This is a genomic window from Shewanella sp. WXL01, assembly GCF_012263345.1.
Lineage (GTDB): Bacteria > Pseudomonadota > Gammaproteobacteria > Enterobacterales > Shewanellaceae > Shewanella > Shewanella maritima.
Genome location: NZ_JAAIKQ010000002.1, coordinates 249,403 through 271,997, shown reverse-complemented (window position 1 = coordinate 271,997; position 22,595 = coordinate 249,403). Strand labels below are relative to the sequence as shown.

Sequence of the window (22,595 nt, the reverse complement as noted above, 5' to 3'; positions counted from 1 at the left end):
ACCAATATTTACTAACCTTTATTTTTCAATGCTTTATGTTCAAAACTGGGTTTTTGACATTAACTAAATTTACTGTAAATTAGTCAAAATATATCCCAGAGGCGGCACATAGGCGGCACAATTTTTAAGGCTAAGTGATTATGGAAAAAGGAATTAGCTTTACAAAACGTGGTTTCGAACAGGCAAAAATCACCAAAAAACGCTATAGAATTGCCGATCTAGGGCAGCGAGACTCCGTCAACGGCCTACTTTTAGAAGTTATGCCTTCTGGCAAGCGATACTTTCGCTTTAGACGCAAACACTTAGGAAAAGACGTTACAGTCACTATTGGTCTTTTCCCTGACATTACGATTGAGCAAGCACGTAAACAAGCAAGGCAAGTCGCGGTAAACATTTCAGAGGGTATAAACCCAAATGAATCTAAACGCCAAGCCAAAGCAGAACAAGCTCGCCAAGAAGCATTATCCATCACCGTACAACAACTTTTTGACGCTTATGTCGCCGAGTTTGAGATTAAAATCAAATCTGGTGAGCGCCGACCAAAATCATTGAAAGACGCTCAATCAATTTGGGCTAAACACCTTCAACACATCGGCCACTTAAAAGCGGAAACCATTACTAAGACCGATGCAGATAACTTCATAAAACGAATTATCACCAACAACTCCCCCGCTATTCGCAATAAATGTCTAACTTTGCTCAAATCTATGTTCAACGAGCAACCACTAAACCCGTTCGCACACATTAAGAAACTCGCCGATACCAAACGCGAACGCATTTTAAGTGAGCATGAAGTAAGAAGACTACTAGAGGCGTTAGAACACGAACCGCAAATATACCAAGACGTAGTAATGATGCTTTTGGTTACAGGCCAGCGTAAAAACTGCGTGTTTAGCATGGAATGGAAAGAAGTAGACCATACCAGAGCCGTTTGGATAATACCTACCAGTAAGATTAAGTCTAAAAAGCCTCATGCCGTTCCGCTAACTAAAGAGGCTATGGACATTCTCCAACGTCGCAGCACTGAAGCCAATACAGGTGAAAAGTTTGTATTTCCAAATGAACGAAGTCAATCAGGTCATGTTATCGAGAAGGCAGGTAAAGGCAGCTTTTGGCATCGCATTACAGAACGTGCAGAGCTTCGTGGCACAGAAAAAGGTGATAACGTCACCATTCACGATTTAAGGCGAACCATTGCCAGTTGGAGCGTCATGCGTGGCGGTAACATCCAAACAACCAGTAAGCTTTTAGGCCATAGCGATATCAGTATCACAGCCAGCACCTATGCTCATTTAGATATTGAACATGTTAGGCAAGAACTAGGGATCACCACAGCACATTTACTTGGGACATTTGTGCATGGATCGAAAGTTGATAGATTAGTGAGGGAAATCGAACAGCTAGGTGAAGATGAACGTAAAGAGCTGTTTCAAAAAGTTACTATCTTAGCCTAGATTCTACAGGCCATTTTTACCAAACGTCACCATTCACGATTTAAGGGAGGGTTAAAACACCAGTAATTTACCTGCGGGTGAGTATTTGCAGGGCAATAAACTCTATGTAGTTAATAAGTCAACTGGATTCTACGAAGAAGCAAACCACGAATAATTCATATTGAACGGGTTTCAGACGAGGAAGATGGAGAGCTGTTAGGGCGAGCGACCGATAAAATTTACGCTGGTTTTTTAATTTAAAATGAGTGCCAAGATCGGGCGTAAGGTGTGTGCTACAGCACCTCAAAGATTTGGGCGGGTAGCTACCCTTAGAGGCAAGCTAACACCTCTAAAAGTAAAAGTTTTACGCAGACACGTAACTTTGTAAAACTGGCAACAATAAAATTGTTTGAAACGCACCGACCTTGGCAAGCTGATTCTATTAAGTTAGTAGTTTAAAATCAACTGCTTTTTCTCTAAAGTATTCCATAGATCTGGGTAATCCCAAGATATAAACCACCAATTACTAGAAATAACTTCAAAGAGTTCTGTTTCCTCGACACTTTTAATTTTTTTATTATTTCGAAGCTGAGTATGTAGTTTTTTATTCCATTTTTTTCTATCTATTTCATCTATATAAGGACATGCAATACAATCAAGTGCTAATAACATTACTTTCGTATTCTCAAAGATCATATTCATGTGATTAAGTCGTTTTGATATGGCTTTACATAACTCTTGTTTTATAGTGTTGTACTCACTCTCATTTCCTATGTAGTAAAGAGTGCTAACTATTCTGAAATAGTCGCTGCAACATTCATTATCAATAAAATACTTACTATCTTTATCTATATGCTCAATCCCAAAAACAGAACTAACATTTTTAGGTGATAATAAATAGTCAACTCCCATATTTCTAGATACATACAGTAGGTTTGCTAATTCTATAGAGAAATAGCTATCCTTTCCTATTAAAGAAAGGCAAGAGCTTGATTCAAAAAAGTCTTTGATGAATTGACTTATCAATAGTTTTATTGTTTTTGATTCTGATTTTATATTCTCATCGAAAAAAGCAAATAGAATGTAACAGGTCATAGATATTTTATTGCTGTTTGTTGTATTTGGAGATATCCCAAAGAAATGGAAGGCAATATCTAAGAAAATAATAGAAGCATCCCTAAAGTGTGTGGCATCAGCTTCTGAAATTTCAGTATCAATCTCTGATATTAATGTTACTCTTCTGAGTATTGAACCGATAATATATCCCGCCATAGTTGAATATGCTTTGGAATCGGAATCACAAGCCATCTTAACCTTATTTAAAAATTTTATTACAACTTTTTCTCTTTTTCTAATCGGTTTTTTATTGAGTAATTTGAAAGTTCCATCATCTTGAAAAAATAATGAAAACAACTCTTCCAACGCTTCATTTACGAATAGCTTCGATTTTGATTTTCCAGTAATAAAAGGTCTTTTTTGCTTTATGGTTTTGGCTTGGTTTATATGAAGTCTAAACTTACTTAGTTCTGACTGTATTTCATTTAGTATTGCGCCAGCTACAGTATCATTAATAGAAAATATGAAGTAGTCATCGACATATCTTATTACTTCGTAATCCTTTTCATATTGAAACCCAAGAGCAGACAGAGAGTTTGAAATTTCATTATCTGTTTTCTGAAGAATTATTTCTGAGAAGATTCTACTAATTTCATTTCCAATTATAATTCCGCTAGTTTCATTGTAATTCGTGGACTGCATTAGCTTATCAAAAATTGCTCCAAAGGTCTCTATAGTGCCAGTTGTTGATTTAGAGTGTTTTTTGTTTTTAGTTGCCCATTCAATAGAATGTGTATAAATACTATCGAAAAATTTAGAAATATCAGCGCACCAGAATTCGTTATATTTTTTTTCTAACCTAACAAAGTCAGAACTATCGAAAAAATTGTGCAGCTTTGTATGAGAATTATATGAAAAAAATGAAGTTGCATGTTTGAACTTTGTTTCGTCAGAAGATTTTTCACAACTATCTATTTTGTATTTCTTTGCGTTTTCATATTTATTGGCTACATAGTAACTTGAAGAAACCTTGTATGGATGTCTTATGCTAAATTTACTTTTGGAGCAATAATGTATTATGCTGTTGGTGAAGTTTTTATAAAACTCAATAAATTTGTATTGTGATCTTGGATGTAAAATTCCTATTTCTCGATAGCTATTTTCGTCTTTTCTTATACGAAAGCGCATAGGTATTGTGTGATTATATATATTTTTTTCTTCGAACAGGTCGGACAAAATACATTTAAGAGTTGAATCTTTTTTTGACGAAATAGTACAAGCATGCCGATAAAACCAATTATTAGTGAATATTAGTGGTATATCAGATGGAATAGTCTCTGATAAAAGCACTCGATTAAAGTCGCTTGTTTTTAATTTCTTTTTTTGCTTCATAGCCAGGCTCTATTTATTATTTTTAGTTCATCCATGCTAAATTTATGAAATTTTTTATCAACATGACCTTTTTTAAAACTAAAATGGGATAACTCTCTTCTTAAATCTATGGGGATAGATCTTGATATTCTTCTCGATAGTTTGTTTTTTCTTGAAAATAATAAAAACCTTAAGTAACGATCTAACTCATCAAGATCTGACATTTTATTTATATGTTTGTAATTATAATAAATACCCGATTTTATCCTGACGCCATGGTTATTCATTGGTAGATAATAGTTGCCAGTTAAAAACTTAAGTCTTAGCAAAAGTTCTTCGTAATCAGTTCCCATTGGAGGCTTGCCACATAAATATTTTATAAAGCTCTGCCTAAGCCTATTTTTTAGTTTGTTGACTTTATTTTTTGATATACCAACGTTTACATGTCTTTTTCTTAAGTTGTAAATATTGTCATTTTGATTAACATTATTTGATGCGCTAAAAGAATACCCAAGAAAACTGAATTCAGCGCTATGCGTTATATTCTTAGGGATTGTGTTGTTGGTTTTGTTTAATTTACTGTGATATGTTTTGTCGCCAGACTTATGGAACTCTAGCGGTGTAGGTAACATTTGACTAAGGTTGGATATAATATCTGACCTTTTAGTCGTTGGTGAGCATACTAGGACTATGTCGTCAACAAATCTCGCGTAATAGAAAATATTTTTGTTTTCATTTACTTTTAAATCAAAGTCTTTCATCATCAGCTCTGATATTATAGAGCTAATCCCGAGCCCTCTTACAAGCCCTTTAGAATTAATTCTATTTAGCTCTGTAAATAATAGCTCTAACACTCTTAAACTACTTTTTGAAATAAGTGAATCAGATTTTATTTTTTCTTGTACTTTTTGCCTATCAAAAGACTCATAAAACTCTTTAATGTCAAATCTAAATATAGAGTAACTTGTATTCTCTTGAATAAATGATTTTAATAGTGGGATTATAGTGTCTCTATTACTTGCTTTTACACTATATACGGATTTTAAATTTTCGGATAATAGCTTAAGCACGGGAATAGATGTAGCATTTGAGACAATGAAAGCTTTTTTATCGTTAATCAATTGGCTTTTTAAGAAACCATTAAAAACAGTACCGTTTTCGAGTTGTGTGATCGATTCATTTATCGTCACTTTTCTTATTTCTTCATTAGAAAGTATGTCATATCTATAAATGTCTGAGTACCCGATACTTCTTCTTAGGTTTCGACTAACAAAGCTATTTTCCATATCTATCATTCTTCAACTATTTTCCATGATAATACATTAATTTGAAATTAGTGGGGTCAGAGTAAACATTACGTCATCCCCAAAGATTGCCTTAAAAGTTACCTTATAGATTTTTTCTAGTATTAAGTTCCACAGGCTTTTTCTTTTTGTTCTAACGTTTCAGGGCTATCATCCTGCATTGCTTTCAAAATCATTAAATTACACTTTTTTTGCTTTAATTCTTGCTCTGACTTCAGCTCTGGCTCACCAATATAAGCAACCATAGGTTTGTAACTAAGCGAAGCGTTACAGTACATATTAGTGACGCTGCGGCCTTTGTTGCTCAAATTATCCATGCAAGAAAGCTCTGAACATAATTCAGTGAACATTGCTTTTGCTTGTTGAGTACACTTCGAGAATTGAGTGGCTTGTTGTGAGTGGTTAGCACAAACACTGTTTGGTCTGATTTTCCAGAGCTGATGCTGTAAACGAATATTGGTATTCTGATAAACCAAGCTTTTTGTCGTCACACTTGTATTCATTGAGTCTGTATAGACTTCAGTAATACTGTTAGAGGCTGTATGCAGATAAGCTACAAACAATTGTGACAATGGGTCTATCATTACTCTTCCTTAAGTATCAATATAAACGTGTTTTCAATCCATAACATACTACTTAATTTTCAATGAATTGACAGTGACCAGTTTCAATATAAATGGTTAAAAGTTGTATCAGCACTTTCAGTACACTTATTGACAGTACTCCAAGTAAGGGCATTTTCATCATCAGCCATAGAGTAGCTCAACGTCCATTCGTGTACTCGAGTGATAATCTCAAAACCTAAACAGACAATGCCCTTAAGCTGAGTGATTAGCTCATCACCATACTTATTCATTTTTAGTGGTTCGGTTAACTCACCTGAATCGACTAACCGACTTGTAGATGATTCCTTGAATATTGCAGGATTTTCGGTCTCGATTCCCGAATCTAATTTGGTCATTGCTGGATTGATTTCGGGATTGTTTTCGGGATTTTTCGGTATGTTTACCGAATTAAATTCGGTGATTTCGGTATTGATTGCAGCAATTCTTGGATGAGGAATACAGTCCTCTTGAGTTGCATTTGATTGCTCAAATGTTTCTTCTCTAGCAATATCACGGGATTGGCTTGAGTGCTCGCTATTAGACCTTTGCTGTTTAAACGCATAAAGCGGCCTTATCAGTTGATCTTCACGCTTGCAAAATACACCTCCCATCAATTCGGTGTATCGACACCAATTAGACTCATCAGCTGCTTGTCTAACGTCTTCAATCCACTGTAAGCCTTGGTCAGTAATTTTGTCTAGCCGTCTTAACTCTCTCCACTGAGTGACACCTACACCACCAATTTGCTGGAACTGGCGAATTCCCCAACATGATGCCCAAACCCGAATTCTGATTGCGGCAGTTATCGAGTCATTACCGTATAGGTCATGTTCTACACCTTCACCATCAACTCCCTTTGCAACATACTTAGCAATATAGCCAGTAGCTGACCCTTTGCTTGAATCAATATATTCAACTTTGAAGCGGGACTCTTTTGCCCCTTGTTCATCACCATCTTCTTGTAAGCAATACTCTTCAAAAATTTGAACCAATTTTTCTTGTTGCTCTTCAGGTACAAATAGCAGTAAATGCCAGTGAGGAGTGCCATCATGGTGAGGTTCAGCAACACGAAAACCAAATGGAGTGATTTTATTTCGGTTCAAAGATGCCCTAATTCGCTGAAAAGTTCGGTTTAAGTAATGTTGCCCATCCAAAGGTGTTGCACCCTGCCACTTAGGGTTTTCAGCACCTGATTTAGCAAAGCTTCGATGATATTTTGATGGTGTGGTCATGGTGAGGAAAACAGCTTCATAACCCATTTCAAGCGAGTATTCCTCAAACCCACGGATGCGAACCATTAATTCAGCTTTACGAATTTTAGGGTTGGACACATTCAAATCTGAAAGTTCAGCCAGACTCACACTGTAGTCCAGCTCGTTTGTAGCTAAGGTATTCTCTAGCAATTCACGGTTACTTTTCCATTGTGCTATATAGTTTTCAACGGTTGTGTTACTCGCATAAATCCCACGATGCTTGTTAACCAGGTTAAGTAACCTTGAAACAGTTTCTATTTGCTTATTGTGCAACCGTCTAAGTTTAGGCTTCCACCACGACGCATCACAAGCACGTTTAATAACACCTAACACTTTGATTAACTCTTCCTGACTTAAACAATCATTTTTAAGATTGCTTAATACTTCTTCAGACAAAGGATGTGGTGTTAATTGGTAAGTAGTTACATACCTTACAATTGCGCTATAGGCCTTAAATAAACTTACTGAGTTAAACCTTGCTTCAATAATTGTGCATTGTCGAGCATGGTTATTCGCTCTGATTTGGTAATTGCTATCTTCAATGCTAACGCAGTACATGCTACTTCTATGGCCTAGCACTTTCGATATTGCTTTTGCTATATGGCGAATGTAGGTGTTAGCCTCCCTTCTGTTTGGCTGTTTTTGGTAGTTATTCATAACAGCATTTTTATGGATTTGGGGTAAGCCAAGCAAACGGCTTTTAACCCAATCCGCATCATGAGGATGAACTTCAGGCATGGTTAAGCTCCCCCTGTAATTGGACATCTATTTGTTTTAGCTTTTCTATTCCTCGTTGGTTGATTGTGCATATTAGATAGCGAATACCCGTTATGTAATGGATATCCTCCTTAATGAAACCACAAGCCTTTAGTTTAAATAGTGTTCGCCGTTGAAATGCTTCAACGGTTTTCTGGTCATTTGTGCTCGGTCGTTCACCTCTAATGATTTTGCCAATATCAGGGCATAGTTCGATACACACTGAGATGCTATTGCCTGTTTTACCTAGCCAATAAAGCAAGGCAAGTTGGTCTTTACTTAATGCGGCCATTACTTGCCCCCTTTATTATCAGTAGGAGTTTTCGTTACATTAACGGGCTTATGTTCGTTAACGAGTGCAGCAGCCCGTAACGGGTACATTGAGACCAATTTAGGCGTTGTACCCGTTAACGGGTATAAAGTGGTTTTATCTATCTGTTCCTTAGTGGTACTCGTTAATGGCGATCTGCTGTTAAAGCCTTGAAGCCAACCATTTATACCTTCGAGCTTTGCCTGAAGCTTTATCAAGCCAAAGATAAGAACACAATCAAAAAGGTTTAATGTAAAAAAACTATAGAGTGTGGTCATAAACCCTCCCGTTAACGAAGTTTTCAACATCGCTTTGACGGTACATCACACGACGACCAACTTTGATAAATCTGAGAGGGTAACGTCCTGTACAACGCCATACTGAGAGAGTGCCGATTGTCACTCCTAATTGTCTCGCCACTTCCGCAGGGGTGAGTAGTGTTTGCATAATTAACTCCGATTAGTTTGTGTTTGTCGGAGTTACAATATGATCATGTTGGTAAAGTGTATGCGCTTGTGAGGCTCAAAAAGGTGTTTCTCAGGGTGAGAAGCACTTTTTAGTTTGCTTTTTTTGTTAGCTCTAAGAACCAACGATAAACAGTATTAAATCCTTGATATTCACTAGAGAAAGGGTGCTGCAGAGATTTAGCGTATTCATTAATGCGCGGGAATAGCCGCTCAGCTGCTTGTTTTGGGTTCTTAAACTTCCGCTGTTTGTATAGTTCAAGAGCGTATGCTTTACGTTTCCTATTCTTACTATGGCGGGAATCTTGCCCTTTTTGTGAGTGAAGCTTTGCAAGCTCTATAGCACCTTTATTTTTGGTGATTTCGTCTTGAAACCCAGTGTAAATTGGAGCGTTCATAAACTGCTTTTGAGTAAAGATTTTATAAAACAATTTAGCTTGGTCTGGCAGGCCTGCCATATGACAAACGAAGGCACCTTGAAGTAATTCAGCTACTTCTTCAGGGATATAATTAAAGATTTGAGACTGTTCGGCAGGGAATAAGTCAGCAAGTGCATCAGTAATTGATTTTGCAGCCGCCAACTTTCTGGCTGCTTCAATATCAGGGGCTATATCTTGATCTATAAGGTCACAAAAAAATGCTTCAAAAACCTTAGCGCCTTCCAGCCTTTCTTGTTCGATGATAACTTGGCTTTCGGGTAGTTTAGCCAATTCACGGGCTAGGGTTTCTTCCTTAACACCTTCTGGAAGCAACTCCTTTAATTTTGAATCGCTTTCCATAAGAGCGATGAATGAATCAAGCGTATCATTTGCCTTACCAACAAGATTTGATACATCTTGGTCATCAATATTTGACGCTGCGTTAATAACAGCCCGTATATCAAAAGGCATTTCATCGAAAAAATCTCGTTTAATTCTATCGCCACCAGCTTGGTCGGGACTATTATCAGCGCCAGTACTTTTGTCCTTATTCGATTCACTCATCGCGAAACTTCATCCTTGTCTTTGATTTAGCCTAAAACTATAAAAAACAGAGCTGAAAGTCTATAACCGAGCTTAATGCCTTAAAACTGAGATTATTCGATATGGTTATAACAAAAAGTGCTAAAAACGTGTATTCAAAGGCGGCACATAGGCGGCACAGAACTCAATGAAAAAGTTAATAGTTTGATTTTTAAGGAAAAAACATGCGGACTGGTCTCCCCACAAGGACTCGAACCCTGATCGGCCGCTTAGGAGGCGGCTGCTCTATCCTGTTGAGCTATAGGGAGACTTGGGCTGATTATACGCAAATTCCCGTCGATGAAAACCCTTTGTTATCGATATATTCACGGATTAAACTCGTTAAAATTTAATTGGTTAAATCTTGATCGCTATATCGTTAATCTGGATGTTATTAGCGCTTTCTATTCCAGAAATAATTGCAGTCGCTGTGTTCTCTGTCACTTGATCAATAGTCACATTGGCGCGGGTTTTACTGGCCACGGCGCGCATGGTGTTAATTCTATCGGGGATATTACGCTGCAAAACGATTTGGAATTTATCGCCCATTTTAACGCCATTATTTCGGCCTAAGTTCAACACAACTCTATCACCCTGACGCGCAACGATTTGCCCAAGTAAAGGTCGACAATTAAGTTGGTTATCCAACTCAATTAAACTGCGCTCAAATAACTCATTAAGCTTTAAACCATAGCTGGATTGCCAAAAACGCGCTGAGCTTGTTGATACAGCCTGGCTCTTGTCAAACTCCCAAGTAGACGAGCTTTCAAAAGAATCTGACCACACAAGCTCACCACTAATGCCATGATACAAATTAAGCTTAAATTTGATGTAACGCTCTGGATAATGCTCGACCAAACCAAATAATGAGGTCTCATAATCCTCTACGGAAATATCGGTGATCTCAGGCTGCAATACATAATGACTATCGGTCGCCTCACTTAGCCAGCTAGGCAGCACATTGCCGCGATAGTTCGTGAGCTTATTGGTATGGTCTAGTAACTCGTCAGCATGCACATTGGCAACGCTGTACTGGGAATAGGCATTTAACGCATCACCAAATTGAATAGAAAAATCACGTTGTAAATATGCTAGCTGACCGTAGGCTAGATCGCGTTTATTCTTAATTGAGGCTTTCGGCAACATGATTGTCGCCTTTAAACCCTGACTAACGCATTGCTCAGCCCTTTGCTGCTCAACCACTTCCATTCTTAGCACGACTGAGATTTTGTCGTCACTGATTATCTCGCTAACCAATTGCACATCATTAGCTGCGCCAATACGCTGAATTTGAAACGAGTCCAGCGTTAGCTTACCTTGGTCAATTTGTTGATTACTGGAAAAGTTAACCCCGGCTTTAAGACTGGCATAATTTAGCGCTTGGCTAATTGCATCTTCACGGGCTTTCTCAATATTACCATTCACAATGGTTGCTTTACCGGTTACCTCTACCTGCTCAGCAATCGCTGGATTTGACAGCAAAGCAATACAAGCTGCCAGTGCAGGTGCAGCCAAAGCGCGAGTAAACGAACAGCTAGGTAACGAAAAGTGTACTGACAACTTACTACAGTCAGCCAATTGCCAAAACCTTGGAAATTTAACCTGTTCAAGCTTATGTTTCATTCGCTTACCTATTCTACATTTGAGCGTTAACGTTTGTTTGTGATGCGCTGATGACGTTAATTGAGTCTACAGTCAGCACAAACACAGCTAGCGGCCAGACTGCCAAATTTTTGTCTGAATACTACGCCAATCTATACCTAGTTAGATAAAAGCAAATTTTATGCCTAAGCTGCTCAAGTAGCTACAAGTAGTGAAAGCACATATAAGCCATGATTATCAGTAAAGTAATCTGAAGCCGCGCCGATAATTTAGATAATCAGGTATTTGCCATAGACGATTTTTGCGTCAACCATGGCTTAAGGCGAAGGAATAAATATGAAATTGCAGCATTACTTGTCAGTTGTTGCACTTGCACTACTTGGCACCAGCGCATGTAGCTCAACGCAAGTTCCCACTGCTGAGCGCTTATCGTTTAGCAATGACTTGCAGGTAGTTGATGGGCAGATATCAGCAGAGTCGCCGCAAGTAACCTATGATGTCATGGCATCAGGCATTGCACCTAAAGGCCAGGTAAATACTTGGGCAGAGACGTTAGCCAATGAACTCGTGCTGCAAAACGATGGCTTGAGAAGCGACCAACCATTGGTAGTGGCAACCCCGGTGATGACAGCCGATTATAGCCAGACCAACCCACTTGCAGCCCAGTTGCAGCAAGGTTTAATGACAGCATTCCACGCCCATGAATTCAACGTTGTCGACCTCAATGTAGCCAACGCTATTCGCGTTACTGATCAAGGCGAGTTTTTACTATCACGTAACTGGGAGATGCTGCCAAGCGACCTGCCTGTTGCCCATGTACTTGTTTCAACCATGTCACTGACTAATGAAGGCGTAGTGTTTAACGGCCGCATCGTCGATATTACCAATAACCGCGTGGTATCTTCTGTTCAGTCGTTTGTTGACGGTGCAAGCCTGTCAGGTTACCTGCAAGCGCCATCAACTATCGAAAATCGTAACGGCTTGTTATATCGCCACGCCAATGCTGCCGATGGGCGCTATTCAGTTATAGGAGACAACCAATGAGAAGCCTAATCATTGCAGCGTTGTTACTGACGTTAACCGCTTGCGCATCGCCTGATAAATATGTGCAGTGGGAAACTGAAGCGCCTGAAAACTTTCCAACGATTACTGCTGTAGGTTACGCGCCACTTGAGTTACAACTTAGTGACAACAAGTCGCAAAAAGTATTAATGGCAATGCAGGCGTCGAAAATTGCCGCCTACCGTGAGCTTGCCGAGCAAGTCTATGGTCAGCGTATTGACGCTAATAGCTCTGTGAGTGATTGGGTATTAAATGATGATCAGGTTCGCGCCAGTGTTAGTGGCATTATTCGAGGCGCTAAGATAGTGAAAACTTATCCTTCAGGGGAGTTTTATGTCACAGAGTTGTCCTTAGACTTTGAGCAGGTATGGCACTTATATCAGCAACAAAACCGCCCAAGAAAAGTCAAAGAAGTCACCTACTTCTAGATTTAAAGATAGAGATACCTAGCCTGATTAAATCCAAGATAGCTAACATAGTAAAAGGCCGCTAAGTCATTTAACTTAGAGGCCTTCTCTATACATGTGTGCCTGAATATCTAAAACTTCACTTCAAACGACACTGCACCGGCAAATTGGTTTTCTATCTCTTGAGAAAACTCTGTTTGGCTCTGCTCCATTTCACCAGAGAAGTAATAGCCGCCATACATGTTGACATGAACACTTTTGCTCGCCTGCCAACCTGCACGTAAAAAGCTCACCCATTCTTCAATTTCAATGCTGACATCATCATCTTCCACAAGGAAGCGCTCGGTGCGACGTGATGAACCAAATCCAAAGTCCCAGTCATCGTTTAGTTTGTATCTAAGCTCTAGACCAGCTGGTCCACTAAATCCAGCTTGAAATGGGTTAGTCAGAACCCAGTTGTCATTTATCTGCCATTTCACCGCCAGATAAGGAATAGTGCGTACTTTAGAAATATCGTTTAGGTACGCAACACCCATTCCTAACATATTTCCCGACTCAAAGCGGTACATACCCATCCCCACAACACCATAACTCTCGGCGTTAGACGATGACGCGGTATTGGCATAAGCGTATTGCAGCTTTGGAGCAAGCATTAACATCCACTGCTCGTTTGGTCGATAATTGACCGACAAGCCAACACTGTAACGGTTGATTGAATTCCAAGGCACTTCGTTGCTCACGAGTTGGTTACCTTGATTAATTTTCCATCCATAATCGAGGTTGTCGTACCCCAGATTCGCGCCTATCGACCACTGCCTGTTTAACGGCATAGTGGCAGCGAGACCTATCATCCAAACATCACGCTTAAACTCATTACCTTGATCGCCAACTTGAGCATTGGGCGCAGAGGTACGAGCGACGTTAAATTTAAAAGGCGAATAACTATAGGCGGCTTGGGCGCTCCCAATGGAACTGGAAAGAGCTAAAGCAAGAATACTACCGGAAACAAACTTAGCGTTATTTGATACAGTCATTGTCGAAGTCCATTCGTTTCGGCAGGCTAAACCAGATTGCGCTGCCAATAATTATTGTGAGTTGGATCATGTCATAATATACGCCCATGTTCACAAAAATGTTCAATTAAATGAAGAAAATATCGAAATAAAAACTGTATAGCATTAGGGCCAGTTGGTCTTTCAAGATTATTTTTGCAGCCGCTTGTTGGAAATTTATACAAGGCAACGACTTTGATGTGTGGTTGCTCCACATGATAAGTCGTTAACGCAGTAGAAATGACAACAAGCGCTGCCTGAAAGGTTCGTTTAAAAGCACCTACGCCCTTAGCAAAGAGCTTAGTTTGTTGCGAGCCCTGTTGTTAAAATCAATAGGTTTAGGTGACTAGACGTCATCGCTCGCGTCGCGATTAAAGTGCTTTTAATTCGAACAAATTCTAATCAGCAAAGATTAACAGGCCCTAGGTATCGAATGGTTAATTACCGGCTATCGGCTCGGTAAGCGCGTAAGAACATATCAGCACAGTCTTGCAAGTATTGCTGGCGCAGCAACATGTCTTCCTCAAAGTTTAACCCTAACTCTAGTGCGACTCGCTGCTCACCAAATAACATCAGACAAAACCGCACGGCACAATCCCTTGGCTTGTCGAAATGATAACGACCTAGCTCATTTACCTTAGCAAAGTAGGTTTCAAGCAATTCAAAAACATGCAAAGGCCCAGCTTCATAGTAGAGCTTTGAAGTATCTGGGTGAGTATCCGCCTGAGAGACACAAGCCTTATAAACGGTCAGCGCCTCTTCAGAAATAATCATCTCGCCAAAGTGCTTCGCAAAGGTTTTGAGTGCTAACTCTGGCTGAGCAGGGTCTTCCAGCAAATCTCCGGTGAGTTGATGCACCACACATTTAGACTCAATGGCCGAAGCGAACAAAATATCTTTGGAGCCAAAGTGAGAGTAAACCGTTTGTTTAGATACACCTGCAAGCTTAGCGACTTCGTCCATACTGGTGTGCACAAAACCCTGGTTACAAAATAACTCAATCGCAGAAGTTAAAATCTGCTGCCGTTTTTGCTCACTTCGAGTCAGTTTTATCGGGTTGTTTGGTATGTGTTTTTGCATGTTTCTCGCCTTACCGGTTAGCCATAATTTGACTAATGTGGGTTCATTAAAACACAAACTAGACTAGACAGTCCAGTTTGGTTAAATTAGACTTGCCAGTCTAGAATGTATACAAATTGTTGCAAGCAGGCCGCAAACCTTGCGTGATTAATGATGTGAAACATGCGCATTAGCAAACAAGCCTGCTGAGAAAAAGCAACAAAGGATCAAAAGGAATGTTGTAATGACTTATCTAGCCAATTGCCGCCGCACTATGCATGGCATCAACCAGCGTGTATTAAAGGCATCAACCTCGGTTGTCGTCATCGCAGCGCTCAGCGCCGGAACGTTAAGCGGCTGCAGTGAACAAGAGGAGGTGCAAACTCAAGCAAGATTGCAACCTGTCACCACCTTAGCGCTAACTAAGTCAGACTCATTTGATCAACATCAAACCTACACTGGTGTAATCCGCTCTGCTAACACCACAGGCATTGGTTTTGAGCTAGGTGGAAAACTCGATACCCTGCTTGTCGACAGTGGTGATAGCGTCACCCAAGGCCAGATATTGGCAAAGCTCGACACCAGTCTGCTACTTGCTGAGCAAAAGCAGCTTAAAGCCACGTTAAAACAAACCCAGTCGGATCTTGATTTGGCCATCAACAACCTTGATCGCGTAGTCAAGCTAAGCAAACAAAACTATGCCTCAGAGCAACAACTTGACGAGAGTGAGCAGCGCGTTCAAAGCCTCAAAGCAAGTAAACAGAGCCTTGAAGCCAACTTAGATTCCACCAGCTTGCGCATTGAAAAATCAACCCTAGTAGCCCCCTTCTCAGGCATTATCAGCAAGCGTCAGCAAAATTTAGGCGAAGTGGTCAATGCTGGCACGCCAGTATTTACTCTCATTGGTCAGCATAATCAGCTGGCCTACATAGGTGTGCCTGTTGATGTGGCGCAAACCCTACGAACTAATCAGCAAGTCGACGTCACCGTTGGCAAGCACGATATGGTTGGGCTGATTGCTGGTATTAGCGGCGAAGTCGATACCGTTACTCGCACAGTACAATTACGTATCGCGCTCGATCCTAAAGAAACCATCATTAATGGTGAAATTGCCTATCTTGATTACCAGCAAACTATGGCAACCCAAGGTTACTGGGTGCCAATTTCAGCATTAACTGATGGCGTGCGCGGCTTATGGAATGTGTTTGTGGTTAAGCAAGGTGAGCAAGGTCAAACCGTTACCGAGCGCCGCGATGTTGAGATTATTTATACCGATGACACCAAAGCATTTATTAAAGGCGCAATTGATGCCAACGAACTGCTAGTGGTTGAAGGCTTACACAAACTAGTCGCGGGTCAGCAGGTTAGCCCAACACCTGCGGAGGCATTATGATTAAAGCCTTTTTAGAAAATGGTCGTCTGGCAAGTCTGTTTATTGCCTTGCTGGTTGTTGCTGGACTTGGCGCGATATCCAGTTTGCCGCGCACCGAAGATCCACACATAACCAACCGTTTTGCATCAGTCATTACCCAGTACCCTGGCGCATCAGCAGAGCGTGTTGAAGCATTAGTCACTGAAGTTTTAGAAAATGAGCTTAGGCGACTAGAAGAGCTAAAACTGGTTCAGTCTACCTCTCGCCCAGGCATTTCGGTGATTCAATTAGAGTTAAAAGACTCGGTAATTGACACTGAACCAGTCTGGTCAAGAGCAAGAGATTTAATCGGCGATTCACAACATCTACTGCCAGTGCCTGCGCAAAACGGGATTCTGGACGATCAGGTTGGTTACGCAAACACCGCTATTTTAGGCCTGGTTTGGGCAGATGACTCGCCAGTACGCGCCGATATTCTTAACCGCTACGCCAAAGAGCTGCAAAGTAAGCTGCGAGTGCTCAATGGCACAGATTTCGTCAAACTCTATGGCTCGCCGCAAGAAGAAATACTGGTCGAGCTAGACGGTCATAAGATTAGCCAGTTAAACCTAACCCCTGCAGCTATTGCGCAAATTCTGACTAATGCAGACAGTAAAATCTCTGCGGGCGAGCTCAACAACCAACACTTTCGCGCACTCGTTGAGGTATCGGGTGAGTTAGATTCACAAAGCCGTATTCGCCGAGTACCACTTAAAGTTGATCAATTCGGGCAAATCATTCGCCTTGGCGATGTGGCTAAAATAAGTCGTCAGCCGAAAACCCCAGCCAGTAGCATTGCACTGGTTGATTCAGAGCAAGGTATCTTGCTTGCCGCGCGAATGATTGATAGCAACCGCGTCGATAAATGGCAGTTACAAGTTGAAAAGGTCATCGCAGACTTTGAAGTCAATTTACCTAGTAATATTCAGGTGCAGTGGCTATTTGACCAGCAAGGTTACACCAGCGTGCGCCTTGGCGATTTGGTCATTAACCTGTTGCAAGGCTTTGTGTTAATTGTCGGTGTGCTGCTACTGACATTAGGTTTACGCAATGCATTGATTGTGGCGCTATCGCTGCCGCTGACCGCATTATTTACCCTAGCCTGCATGAAATATACAGGCCTGCCAATTCATCAAATGTCGGTTACCGGTCTGGTTGTTGCGCTGGGGATCATGGTTGATAACGCCATCGTGATTGTTGATGCCATTGCGCAAAAGCGCCGCGACGGACAAAGTAAACTACAAGCTGTGCAAAACACCATTCACCACCTGTGGTTACCGCTTGCAGGCTCAACCATTACCACCATGCTAGCGTTTGCGCCAATCGTACTAATGCCAGGTGCAGCTGGCGAGTTCGTTGGTGGCATTGCTATTTCGGTCATGTTTGCCCTGCTTGGCTCTTACATCATCTCTCACACTGTGATTGCTGGGCTTGCTGGACGTTTTTCACAAGATAAAGCGCCGACAGCTTGGTATCAGCAAGGCATGGCATTTCCGCGTCTTAGCCAAGCATTTACCTTTAGCTTGCACTTTGCGCTTAAACGCCCAATATTGACTGCCATCTTAGTGGGTGTGTTACCGGTAAGCGGCTTTATTGCGGCTGGGAAAATGACCGAGCAGTTCTTCCCACCATCAGACAGAGACATGTTCCAAATAGAGGTGTATTTGGCATCTCACGTAAGCATCGACAATACCCTAACTCAGGTAAAATCAATTGATGCCAAGCTGCAGGCCATTGAAGAAATACTTGAGGTAAGCTGGGTTGTTGGTGGTAATACGCCATCGTTTTACTATAACCTCACTCAACGTCAGCAAGGCGCGACTAACTATGCGCAAGCCATGGTAAAAGTGACTGATTTTGAAGCGGCAAATAGGCTAATTTTATCGCTGCAATCCGAGTTAGATGTTGAATACCCACAAGCACAAGTACTGGTACGCAAGCTAGAGCAAGGCCCGCCATTCAACGCGCCGGTAGAGTTGATGATTTACGGTCCATCACTCGACACGCTTAAACTACTTGGCGATGAAGTAAGGCAAATTTTGTCGCAAACACCCGATGTGCTGCATACTCGCGCAACCCTGAGTCCAAGCACGCCAAAGGTATGGCTACAAGTGAATGAAGATGCCAGCTTAATGAGTGGCTTAAGCCTTGCTGATATAGCGAATCAAATTCAAATGGCAACAACCGGTGTTACTGGCGGCAGCATATTAGAGAAAACCGAATCACTGCCAATTCGCGTTAGACTTGGCGATGAAAATCGTGACCAAACCAGTAGTCTTGATGGTTTGAATTTAGTGTCAGCTAACGGTTCAGGAATTCCGCTATCGGCGTTAGCTGACAGTCAAATCAATGTTAGTCGCAGCGCTATTCCAAGGCGCAACGGAGAGCGGGTAAACACCATCGAGGCTTATATCACCAGTGGTGTGCTGCCAGCTAAAGTGCTTAACGCCATTACGGATCAAATTAATCAGCTAGAAATTCCTGCTGGCTATCACATCGAAATCGGCGGCGAGAGCGCTAAGCGTGATGAAGCGGTAGGTAATCTACTGTCAAACATTGTTGTGGTTGTCACCCTACTGCTGACAACCGTGGTGCTGTCGTTCAACTCCTTTCGCTTAACCGGCATTATTTTGCTCAGTGCTATGCAATCTGCAGGGCTGGGTTTACTGGCAGTATACGTATTTGGTTACCCGTTTGGCTTTACTGTCATCATAGGTTTGCTTGGCCTAATGGGTTTGGCCATTAACGCGGCAATTGTGATTTTAGCAGAGCTAGAAACTTACCCTGGTGCGCGCCTTGGCGACTTTGACGGCGTGGTCAATATCGTCAACCGTTGTGGGCGTCATATTGGCTCAACAACAGTGACCACCATAGGCGGTTTTTTACCGTTAATTATTGCTGGTGGTGGGTTCTGGCCACCGTTTGCCATTGCCATTGCTGGCGGCACTTTGTTAACCACTATGCTGTCACTCATCTGGGTGCCAACCATGTACATCTTGTTCATGAAGTCCAGCAAGCAACAGCCTGCAACTTTGGTGGAAAGCGCAAGTACCAGTTAACTAAAATACAGCGAAGTTTGGTGATTAAACCTAGCTAAATTGCACTGTCAAAACAGCGTCAGAAAACTGTCACTCGTCAACTATCTAACGCTTTATGTTGCTCAATAAAAACCGGTGCGGATCTAGCGCCGGTTTTTAACTTAAGTATCAAAAAGTATTAGCCTTTATGTGATTACAATCAATCAAAAAAACACCAAAATTCTTTACATTAAAGCCTCAATTTAATGGGGATTAAATGGTAATGATCAATAACTACAAAAGCTGGCCCTTAGCAAAGCAAATTGGGTCACTTGCCCTACTACTCAGTGTCATCGTTTTTAGCCTTATGTCACTCGTATCTTATATGACCTCAAGTCAGGTACTGACCGACAAAGCGACCAAAGCACTTATTGGGCAAATGCACGGCAACAGCAAGCTAATTGAGCTCCAATATAACAGCATGCTAGAACTCGCCCGTCGTAACGCCGACATTCTAAAAGTTATGTATCCCGGCAATTTTTATCTCAAAGACAAGCGCGTTAAGGTTTTAGGTGTCCGCGCGCCATCGATTTATCACGAGCACGAGCTACTTAACGGCGCCAAGAGTAAAGTTGACCGTTTTGCCAAGCTCACCAGTGGTAACGCCACTATGTTTGTACGTGACGGTGATGACTTTGTCCGTGTATCAACCTCACTACGCAAACCTGACGGTCAACGGGCTATTGGTACTAAGTTAGGTAAGCAACACCCAGGCTACAAGTTATTGATGCAGGGTAAAGAGTATGAAGGTCACGCCAAACTGTTTGGTAGAGACTACATGACAGTTTACCGCCCTATATTTGACGATAACCGCCAAGTCATCGGCATCATGTTTATCGGTTTTGATATTTCAATGAGCGTCAATCAAATCCAACAAACGTTAAAAGAGCTGACTGTTGAAGACACTGGTTTTTATATGCTCATCAGCAACAGTGACTACAAGATTATTTCTCACCCGCAAGTCACTGGCGATCAAGAATTTGACCTTAGTTTCTTAAATGGTCTCGACAAACAAAGCGCGATGCAAACCGAGACATTTAACGAATTTGAGTCACCTGACGGTCACACCATGGTTTCTTATACCGTTGCAGTCAATGGCTGGAATTGGACCATGATCGGCATGACCAAGCTTAGCGAGTTTAACGATGGTAGCGTGACACTATTAAAGGTCATCTTAGGTTTAGCCGCAGTAGGTATAGCACTTATTTCAGTATTGCTATTTGCCGTCATTAACAAAACCACCGCACCTCTGGCTAAACTGCAAACGCAAATGGCTAACCTAGGTGCAGGCGACTTATCACAGCAATTCGATAACGTCAGCGCTCAAAGCAACAATGAAATTGACCAAATAACCCTAAGCACTAGCAAGATGGCTGAAAACTTAAGTGAGCTAATCCACTCACTGCAACAATCAGTCATTAGCCTTGAAGCACAGGCAAACCATGGCCAAGAGAATGCTGAGCTTAATGGCCAAGAAGCGCAAACCTTGCTTGGACAAACAGAGCAAATCGCGACTGCCATTGAGGAAATGTCATCTTCAGTGCGCGAAGTGGCAGATAATGCCTCTCGCGGCGCAGTGCAAAGTCAACAAGTCGATGTGTCTTCACGTGAAGGGCATCAGCAGCTAGATCATGTCGTACACGCGCTTGAAGAGCTGAGCGAGCAGCTAGACCAATCACAAACCAATATTGAAAAAGTAACCACTGAAAGCGAAGCGATCAGTAAGGTTACTGAAGTGATTAACGGCATTGCAGAGCAAACCAACTTGCTAGCACTTAACGCCGCCATTGAGGCGGCACGTGCTGGCGAGCAGGGCCGCGGCTTTGCGGTGGTTGCCGATGAAGTGCGCTCACTTGCCCAGCGCACGCAAACCTCAATCAGCGAAATTGGCAGCACCATTGGCCGCCTGCAAGCTCAGGTAAAACTCACCGCAGAGCAAATGCAACACTGTCAGCAACTTGGTCAACGCTCAGCTCAACAAGGTGAAACGGTCAACGAACAACTTAGCCAGATTAACGCCAGCATTGAAGAGCTAGCACTATTCACTACCAGCATTGCTAGCGCCACAGAGCAGCAAAGCGCAGTGGCAAATGATATCTCAAGCAACTTACATTCAATCTCGACTCTAGCAAAAGACAGCCATGTGCGCGCAGATATGGACGTATCTTCCGCCAAAGAGCTTGCGCAAATGGCTAAAGACATTAAACAGAAGATTGGCGTGTTTAAGGTGAGCTAATAAGCGGTACCCGATTAGTTTTCTACCACTTTTAAGGGCGCACATGCGCCCTTTTTTATCATCTAATTCCACCAAGCTTTCCTTTTCAGCCCAGCACGCTTGCACCAGCGCAACTTGTACAAGCGCACACTTTTGTTATTAAAAGTTCTTAAAAGCGTAATCAAATTGATCAATAAAGGCTTTTTATAGGCCATTGTTTAGCCTGAGTTTTCTATTACAACGCCTGCCAACTTTTCCATTTTTGAAAAAATAGCTCGATACATTTGCTGTTTTCACTGTACTTTTTGCAAAAATAAACAAGTAGATTATCTGACCAACTCAGCTGCTATCGCAAAGTTGGCGATAAGCGACTCGTCTTGCAATATGCAATATAGGCTAAGAACTCAATGAAAATCGCGCTGTTTATTCCATGTTTAGTTAATCAAATGATGCCCGAGGTGGGTATCGCGACCCTTGAACTGCTTGAAAAGTTAGGACACCAAGTTATCTTGCCAAAAGGACAAACGTGTTGCGGCCAGCCTATGACCAACTCAGGTTGCTTTAACGAAGCCCGCGCCACGACACTAAAACTGCTTAATTCATTTAAGAGGGTGGAATGTGATGCCATTGTTTGCCCTGCAGCGTCTTGCTTAGTCGCGGCAAAGGAGAACTTTCATGAATTTGATGACAGCGATGAGGCACAAGCTGTCATTCGCAAGCTTTATGAATTAACTGAGTTCTTGCACGATGTTGCACCTATCGCATCATTCAACAAAGCCATTAATAGCAAGGTTAGCCTGCAAATGAGCTGCCACGGTATTCGCATGTTGAGCTTGGCTACGCCATCTGAAAGCATGGATACGCCTTTTAACAAGGTTGAGGCGGTACTCAGTGGTATCGAAGGCTTAAACATTGTTTACCCGCAAAAGCGCGACGAATGCTGCGGTTTTGGCGGCACCTTCGCCCTAGATGAAGGCGCGATATCAGGCAAAATGGGCAAAGATAAAGCCCATGCTCACGCCGATACTGGCGCTGAGTTCATTGTTGGTTTTGACCCATCATGCTTGCTGCACATTGACGGCACGGTTCGCAGGCAACAACTCCCTATTGCCACGCGCCACATCGCGCAAATTATCAATATGGCACTGTAGGAGCAA

The 22,595-nt window shown here is 41.8% G+C and carries 17 protein-coding genes and 1 tRNA gene; 7 read left to right on the top strand and 11 right to left on the bottom strand.

What is annotated here, in order from left to right; translation table 11 throughout:
• Positions 1-140 precede the first annotated feature (140 nt).
• Positions 141-1,454 carry a site-specific integrase gene (locus G3R49_RS06370; RefSeq protein ID WP_167869064.1) on the top strand — a complete coding sequence of 438 codons (1,314 nt, stop codon included), beginning with the start codon at positions 141-143 and terminating at the stop codon, positions 1,452-1,454.
• Between the two features lie 426 nt (positions 1,455-1,880).
• Here the strand turns inward: G3R49_RS06370 and drt3b are convergent, their stop codons facing one another.
• The 9 genes from drt3b to G3R49_RS06325 form a co-directional block, all read right to left on the bottom strand.
• Positions 1,881-3,881, bottom strand: coding sequence for an antiviral reverse transcriptase Drt3b (drt3b, locus tag G3R49_RS06365; RefSeq protein WP_167869063.1), 2,001 nt, complete (start codon positions 3,879-3,881; stop codon positions 1,881-1,883).
• Entirely contained in the window at positions 3,878-5,146 is a 1,269-nt protein-coding gene (gene drt3a, locus G3R49_RS06360) for an antiviral reverse transcriptase Drt3a (protein WP_167869062.1), read from the bottom strand. The genes drt3b and drt3a overlap by 4 nt, the downstream gene beginning before the upstream one ends.
• Positions 5,147-5,268: 122 nt before the next feature.
• On the bottom strand, positions 5,269-5,736 hold the full coding sequence (locus G3R49_RS06355; protein WP_167869061.1) for a hypothetical protein: 468 nt from the start codon (positions 5,734-5,736) through the stop codon (positions 5,269-5,271).
• A 95-nt stretch (positions 5,737-5,831) separates the two neighbouring features.
• Positions 5,832-7,760, bottom strand: a complete 1,929-nt coding sequence (locus G3R49_RS06350) for a replication endonuclease (RefSeq protein ID WP_167869060.1) — start codon at positions 7,758-7,760, stop codon at positions 5,832-5,834.
• The gene (locus G3R49_RS06345; protein ID WP_167869059.1) at positions 7,753-8,070 is read right to left on the bottom strand and encodes a hypothetical protein; all 318 of its coding nucleotides are present in this window, start codon (positions 8,068-8,070) and stop codon (positions 7,753-7,755) included. Before G3R49_RS06345 ends, G3R49_RS06350 begins: the two co-directional genes overlap by 8 nt.
• Positions 8,071-8,349: 279 nt before the next feature.
• A complete protein-coding gene (locus tag G3R49_RS06340; RefSeq protein ID WP_210147133.1) occupies positions 8,350-8,535 on the bottom strand; it encodes a helix-turn-helix domain-containing protein in 186 nt (61 codons plus the stop codon).
• A 109-nt stretch (positions 8,536-8,644) separates the two neighbouring features.
• Entirely contained in the window at positions 8,645-9,535 is an 891-nt protein-coding gene (locus G3R49_RS06335; RefSeq protein ID WP_167869058.1) for a hypothetical protein, read from the bottom strand.
• Positions 9,536-9,746: 211 nt separating this feature from the next.
• Positions 9,747-9,822: transfer RNA gene (locus tag G3R49_RS06330), tRNA-Arg, on the bottom strand.
• Positions 9,823-9,910: 88 nt separating this feature from the next.
• Entirely contained in the window at positions 9,911-11,176 is a 1,266-nt protein-coding gene (locus tag G3R49_RS06325) for a flagella assembly protein FlgT (RefSeq protein ID WP_167869057.1), read from the bottom strand.
• A 315-nt stretch (positions 11,177-11,491) separates the two neighbouring features.
• Here G3R49_RS06325 and G3R49_RS06320 point away from each other — a divergent pair, with 315 nt between their 5' ends.
• Both G3R49_RS06320 and G3R49_RS06315 read left to right on the top strand, forming a co-directional pair.
• Complete coding sequence (locus tag G3R49_RS06320; RefSeq protein WP_167869056.1) at positions 11,492-12,199, top strand: FlgO family outer membrane protein; 708 nt, start codon at positions 11,492-11,494, stop codon at positions 12,197-12,199.
• Positions 12,196-12,645 carry an LPP20 family lipoprotein gene (locus G3R49_RS06315; protein WP_167869055.1) on the top strand — a complete coding sequence of 150 codons (450 nt, stop codon included), beginning with the start codon at positions 12,196-12,198 and terminating at the stop codon, positions 12,643-12,645. Before G3R49_RS06320 ends, G3R49_RS06315 begins: the two co-directional genes overlap by 4 nt.
• 110 nt (positions 12,646-12,755) lie before the next feature.
• Here G3R49_RS06315 and G3R49_RS06310 read toward each other — a convergent pair whose 3' ends face one another.
• Both G3R49_RS06310 and G3R49_RS06305 read right to left on the bottom strand, forming a co-directional pair.
• A complete protein-coding gene (locus G3R49_RS06310; protein WP_167869054.1) occupies positions 12,756-13,658 on the bottom strand; it encodes a DUF6268 family outer membrane beta-barrel protein in 903 nt (300 codons plus the stop codon).
• A 459-nt stretch (positions 13,659-14,117) separates the two neighbouring features.
• Positions 14,118-14,756: a TetR/AcrR family transcriptional regulator gene (locus tag G3R49_RS06305; protein WP_167869053.1), complete on the bottom strand. Its 639-nt coding sequence runs from the start codon at positions 14,754-14,756 to the stop codon at positions 14,118-14,120.
• A 223-nt stretch (positions 14,757-14,979) separates the two neighbouring features.
• Between G3R49_RS06305 and G3R49_RS06300 the strand changes: the two genes are divergently transcribed.
• The 4 genes from G3R49_RS06300 to G3R49_RS06285 all read left to right on the top strand — a co-directional run bounded on the left by G3R49_RS06300 (position 14,980) and on the right by G3R49_RS06285 (position 22,589).
• Positions 14,980-16,128 carry an efflux RND transporter periplasmic adaptor subunit gene (locus G3R49_RS06300; RefSeq protein WP_245335281.1) on the top strand — a complete coding sequence of 383 codons (1,149 nt, stop codon included), beginning with the start codon at positions 14,980-14,982 and terminating at the stop codon, positions 16,126-16,128.
• Positions 16,125-19,205 carry an efflux RND transporter permease subunit gene (locus tag G3R49_RS06295; RefSeq protein WP_167869052.1) on the top strand — a complete coding sequence of 1,027 codons (3,081 nt, stop codon included), beginning with the start codon at positions 16,125-16,127 and terminating at the stop codon, positions 19,203-19,205. Before G3R49_RS06300 ends, G3R49_RS06295 begins: the two co-directional genes overlap by 4 nt.
• A gap of 241 nt (positions 19,206-19,446) precedes the next feature.
• Positions 19,447-21,459: a methyl-accepting chemotaxis protein gene (locus G3R49_RS06290; protein ID WP_130603207.1), complete on the top strand. Its 2,013-nt coding sequence runs from the start codon at positions 19,447-19,449 to the stop codon at positions 21,457-21,459.
• Positions 21,460-21,845: 386 nt separating this feature from the next.
• A complete protein-coding gene (locus G3R49_RS06285; RefSeq protein ID WP_167869051.1) occupies positions 21,846-22,589 on the top strand; it encodes a (Fe-S)-binding protein in 744 nt (247 codons plus the stop codon).
• Positions 22,590-22,595: the final 6 nt, after the last annotated feature.

What these genes read in the sequence shown, in the direction of transcription:
- G3R49_RS06335 (WP_167869058.1), bottom strand. Translation starts at nt 9,535, where the DNA reads ATGAGTGAATCGAATAAGGACAAAAGTACTGGCGCTGATAATAGTCCC.
- G3R49_RS06370 (WP_167869064.1), top strand. Translation starts at nt 141, where the DNA reads ATGGAAAAAGGAATTAGCTTTACAAAACGTGGTTTCGAACAGGCAAAA.
- G3R49_RS06325 (WP_167869057.1), bottom strand. Translation starts at nt 11,176, where the DNA reads ATGAAACATAAGCTTGAACAGGTTAAATTTCCAAGGTTTTGGCAATTG.
- G3R49_RS06345 (WP_167869059.1), bottom strand. Translation starts at nt 8,070, where the DNA reads ATGGCCGCATTAAGTAAAGACCAACTTGCCTTGCTTTATTGGCTAGGT.
- G3R49_RS06300 (WP_245335281.1), top strand. Translation starts at nt 14,980, where the DNA reads ATGACTTATCTAGCCAATTGCCGCCGCACTATGCATGGCATCAACCAG.
- G3R49_RS06295 (WP_167869052.1), top strand. Translation starts at nt 16,125, where the DNA reads ATGATTAAAGCCTTTTTAGAAAATGGTCGTCTGGCAAGTCTGTTTATT.
- G3R49_RS06340 (WP_210147133.1), bottom strand. Translation starts at nt 8,535, where the DNA reads ATGCAAACACTACTCACCCCTGCGGAAGTGGCGAGACAATTAGGAGTG.
- G3R49_RS06290 (WP_130603207.1), top strand. Translation starts at nt 19,447, where the DNA reads ATGATCAATAACTACAAAAGCTGGCCCTTAGCAAAGCAAATTGGGTCA.
- drt3b (WP_167869063.1), bottom strand. Translation starts at nt 3,881, where the DNA reads ATGAAGCAAAAAAAGAAATTAAAAACAAGCGACTTTAATCGAGTGCTT.
- G3R49_RS06305 (WP_167869053.1), bottom strand. Translation starts at nt 14,756, where the DNA reads ATGCAAAAACACATACCAAACAACCCGATAAAACTGACTCGAAGTGAG.
- G3R49_RS06315 (WP_167869055.1), top strand. Translation starts at nt 12,196, where the DNA reads ATGAGAAGCCTAATCATTGCAGCGTTGTTACTGACGTTAACCGCTTGC.
- G3R49_RS06285 (WP_167869051.1), top strand. Translation starts at nt 21,846, where the DNA reads ATGAAAATCGCGCTGTTTATTCCATGTTTAGTTAATCAAATGATGCCC.
- drt3a (WP_167869062.1), bottom strand. Translation starts at nt 5,146, where the DNA reads ATGGAAAATAGCTTTGTTAGTCGAAACCTAAGAAGAAGTATCGGGTAC.
- G3R49_RS06310 (WP_167869054.1), bottom strand. Translation starts at nt 13,658, where the DNA reads ATGACTGTATCAAATAACGCTAAGTTTGTTTCCGGTAGTATTCTTGCT.
- G3R49_RS06350 (WP_167869060.1), bottom strand. Translation starts at nt 7,760, where the DNA reads ATGCCTGAAGTTCATCCTCATGATGCGGATTGGGTTAAAAGCCGTTTG.
- G3R49_RS06320 (WP_167869056.1), top strand. Translation starts at nt 11,492, where the DNA reads ATGAAATTGCAGCATTACTTGTCAGTTGTTGCACTTGCACTACTTGGC.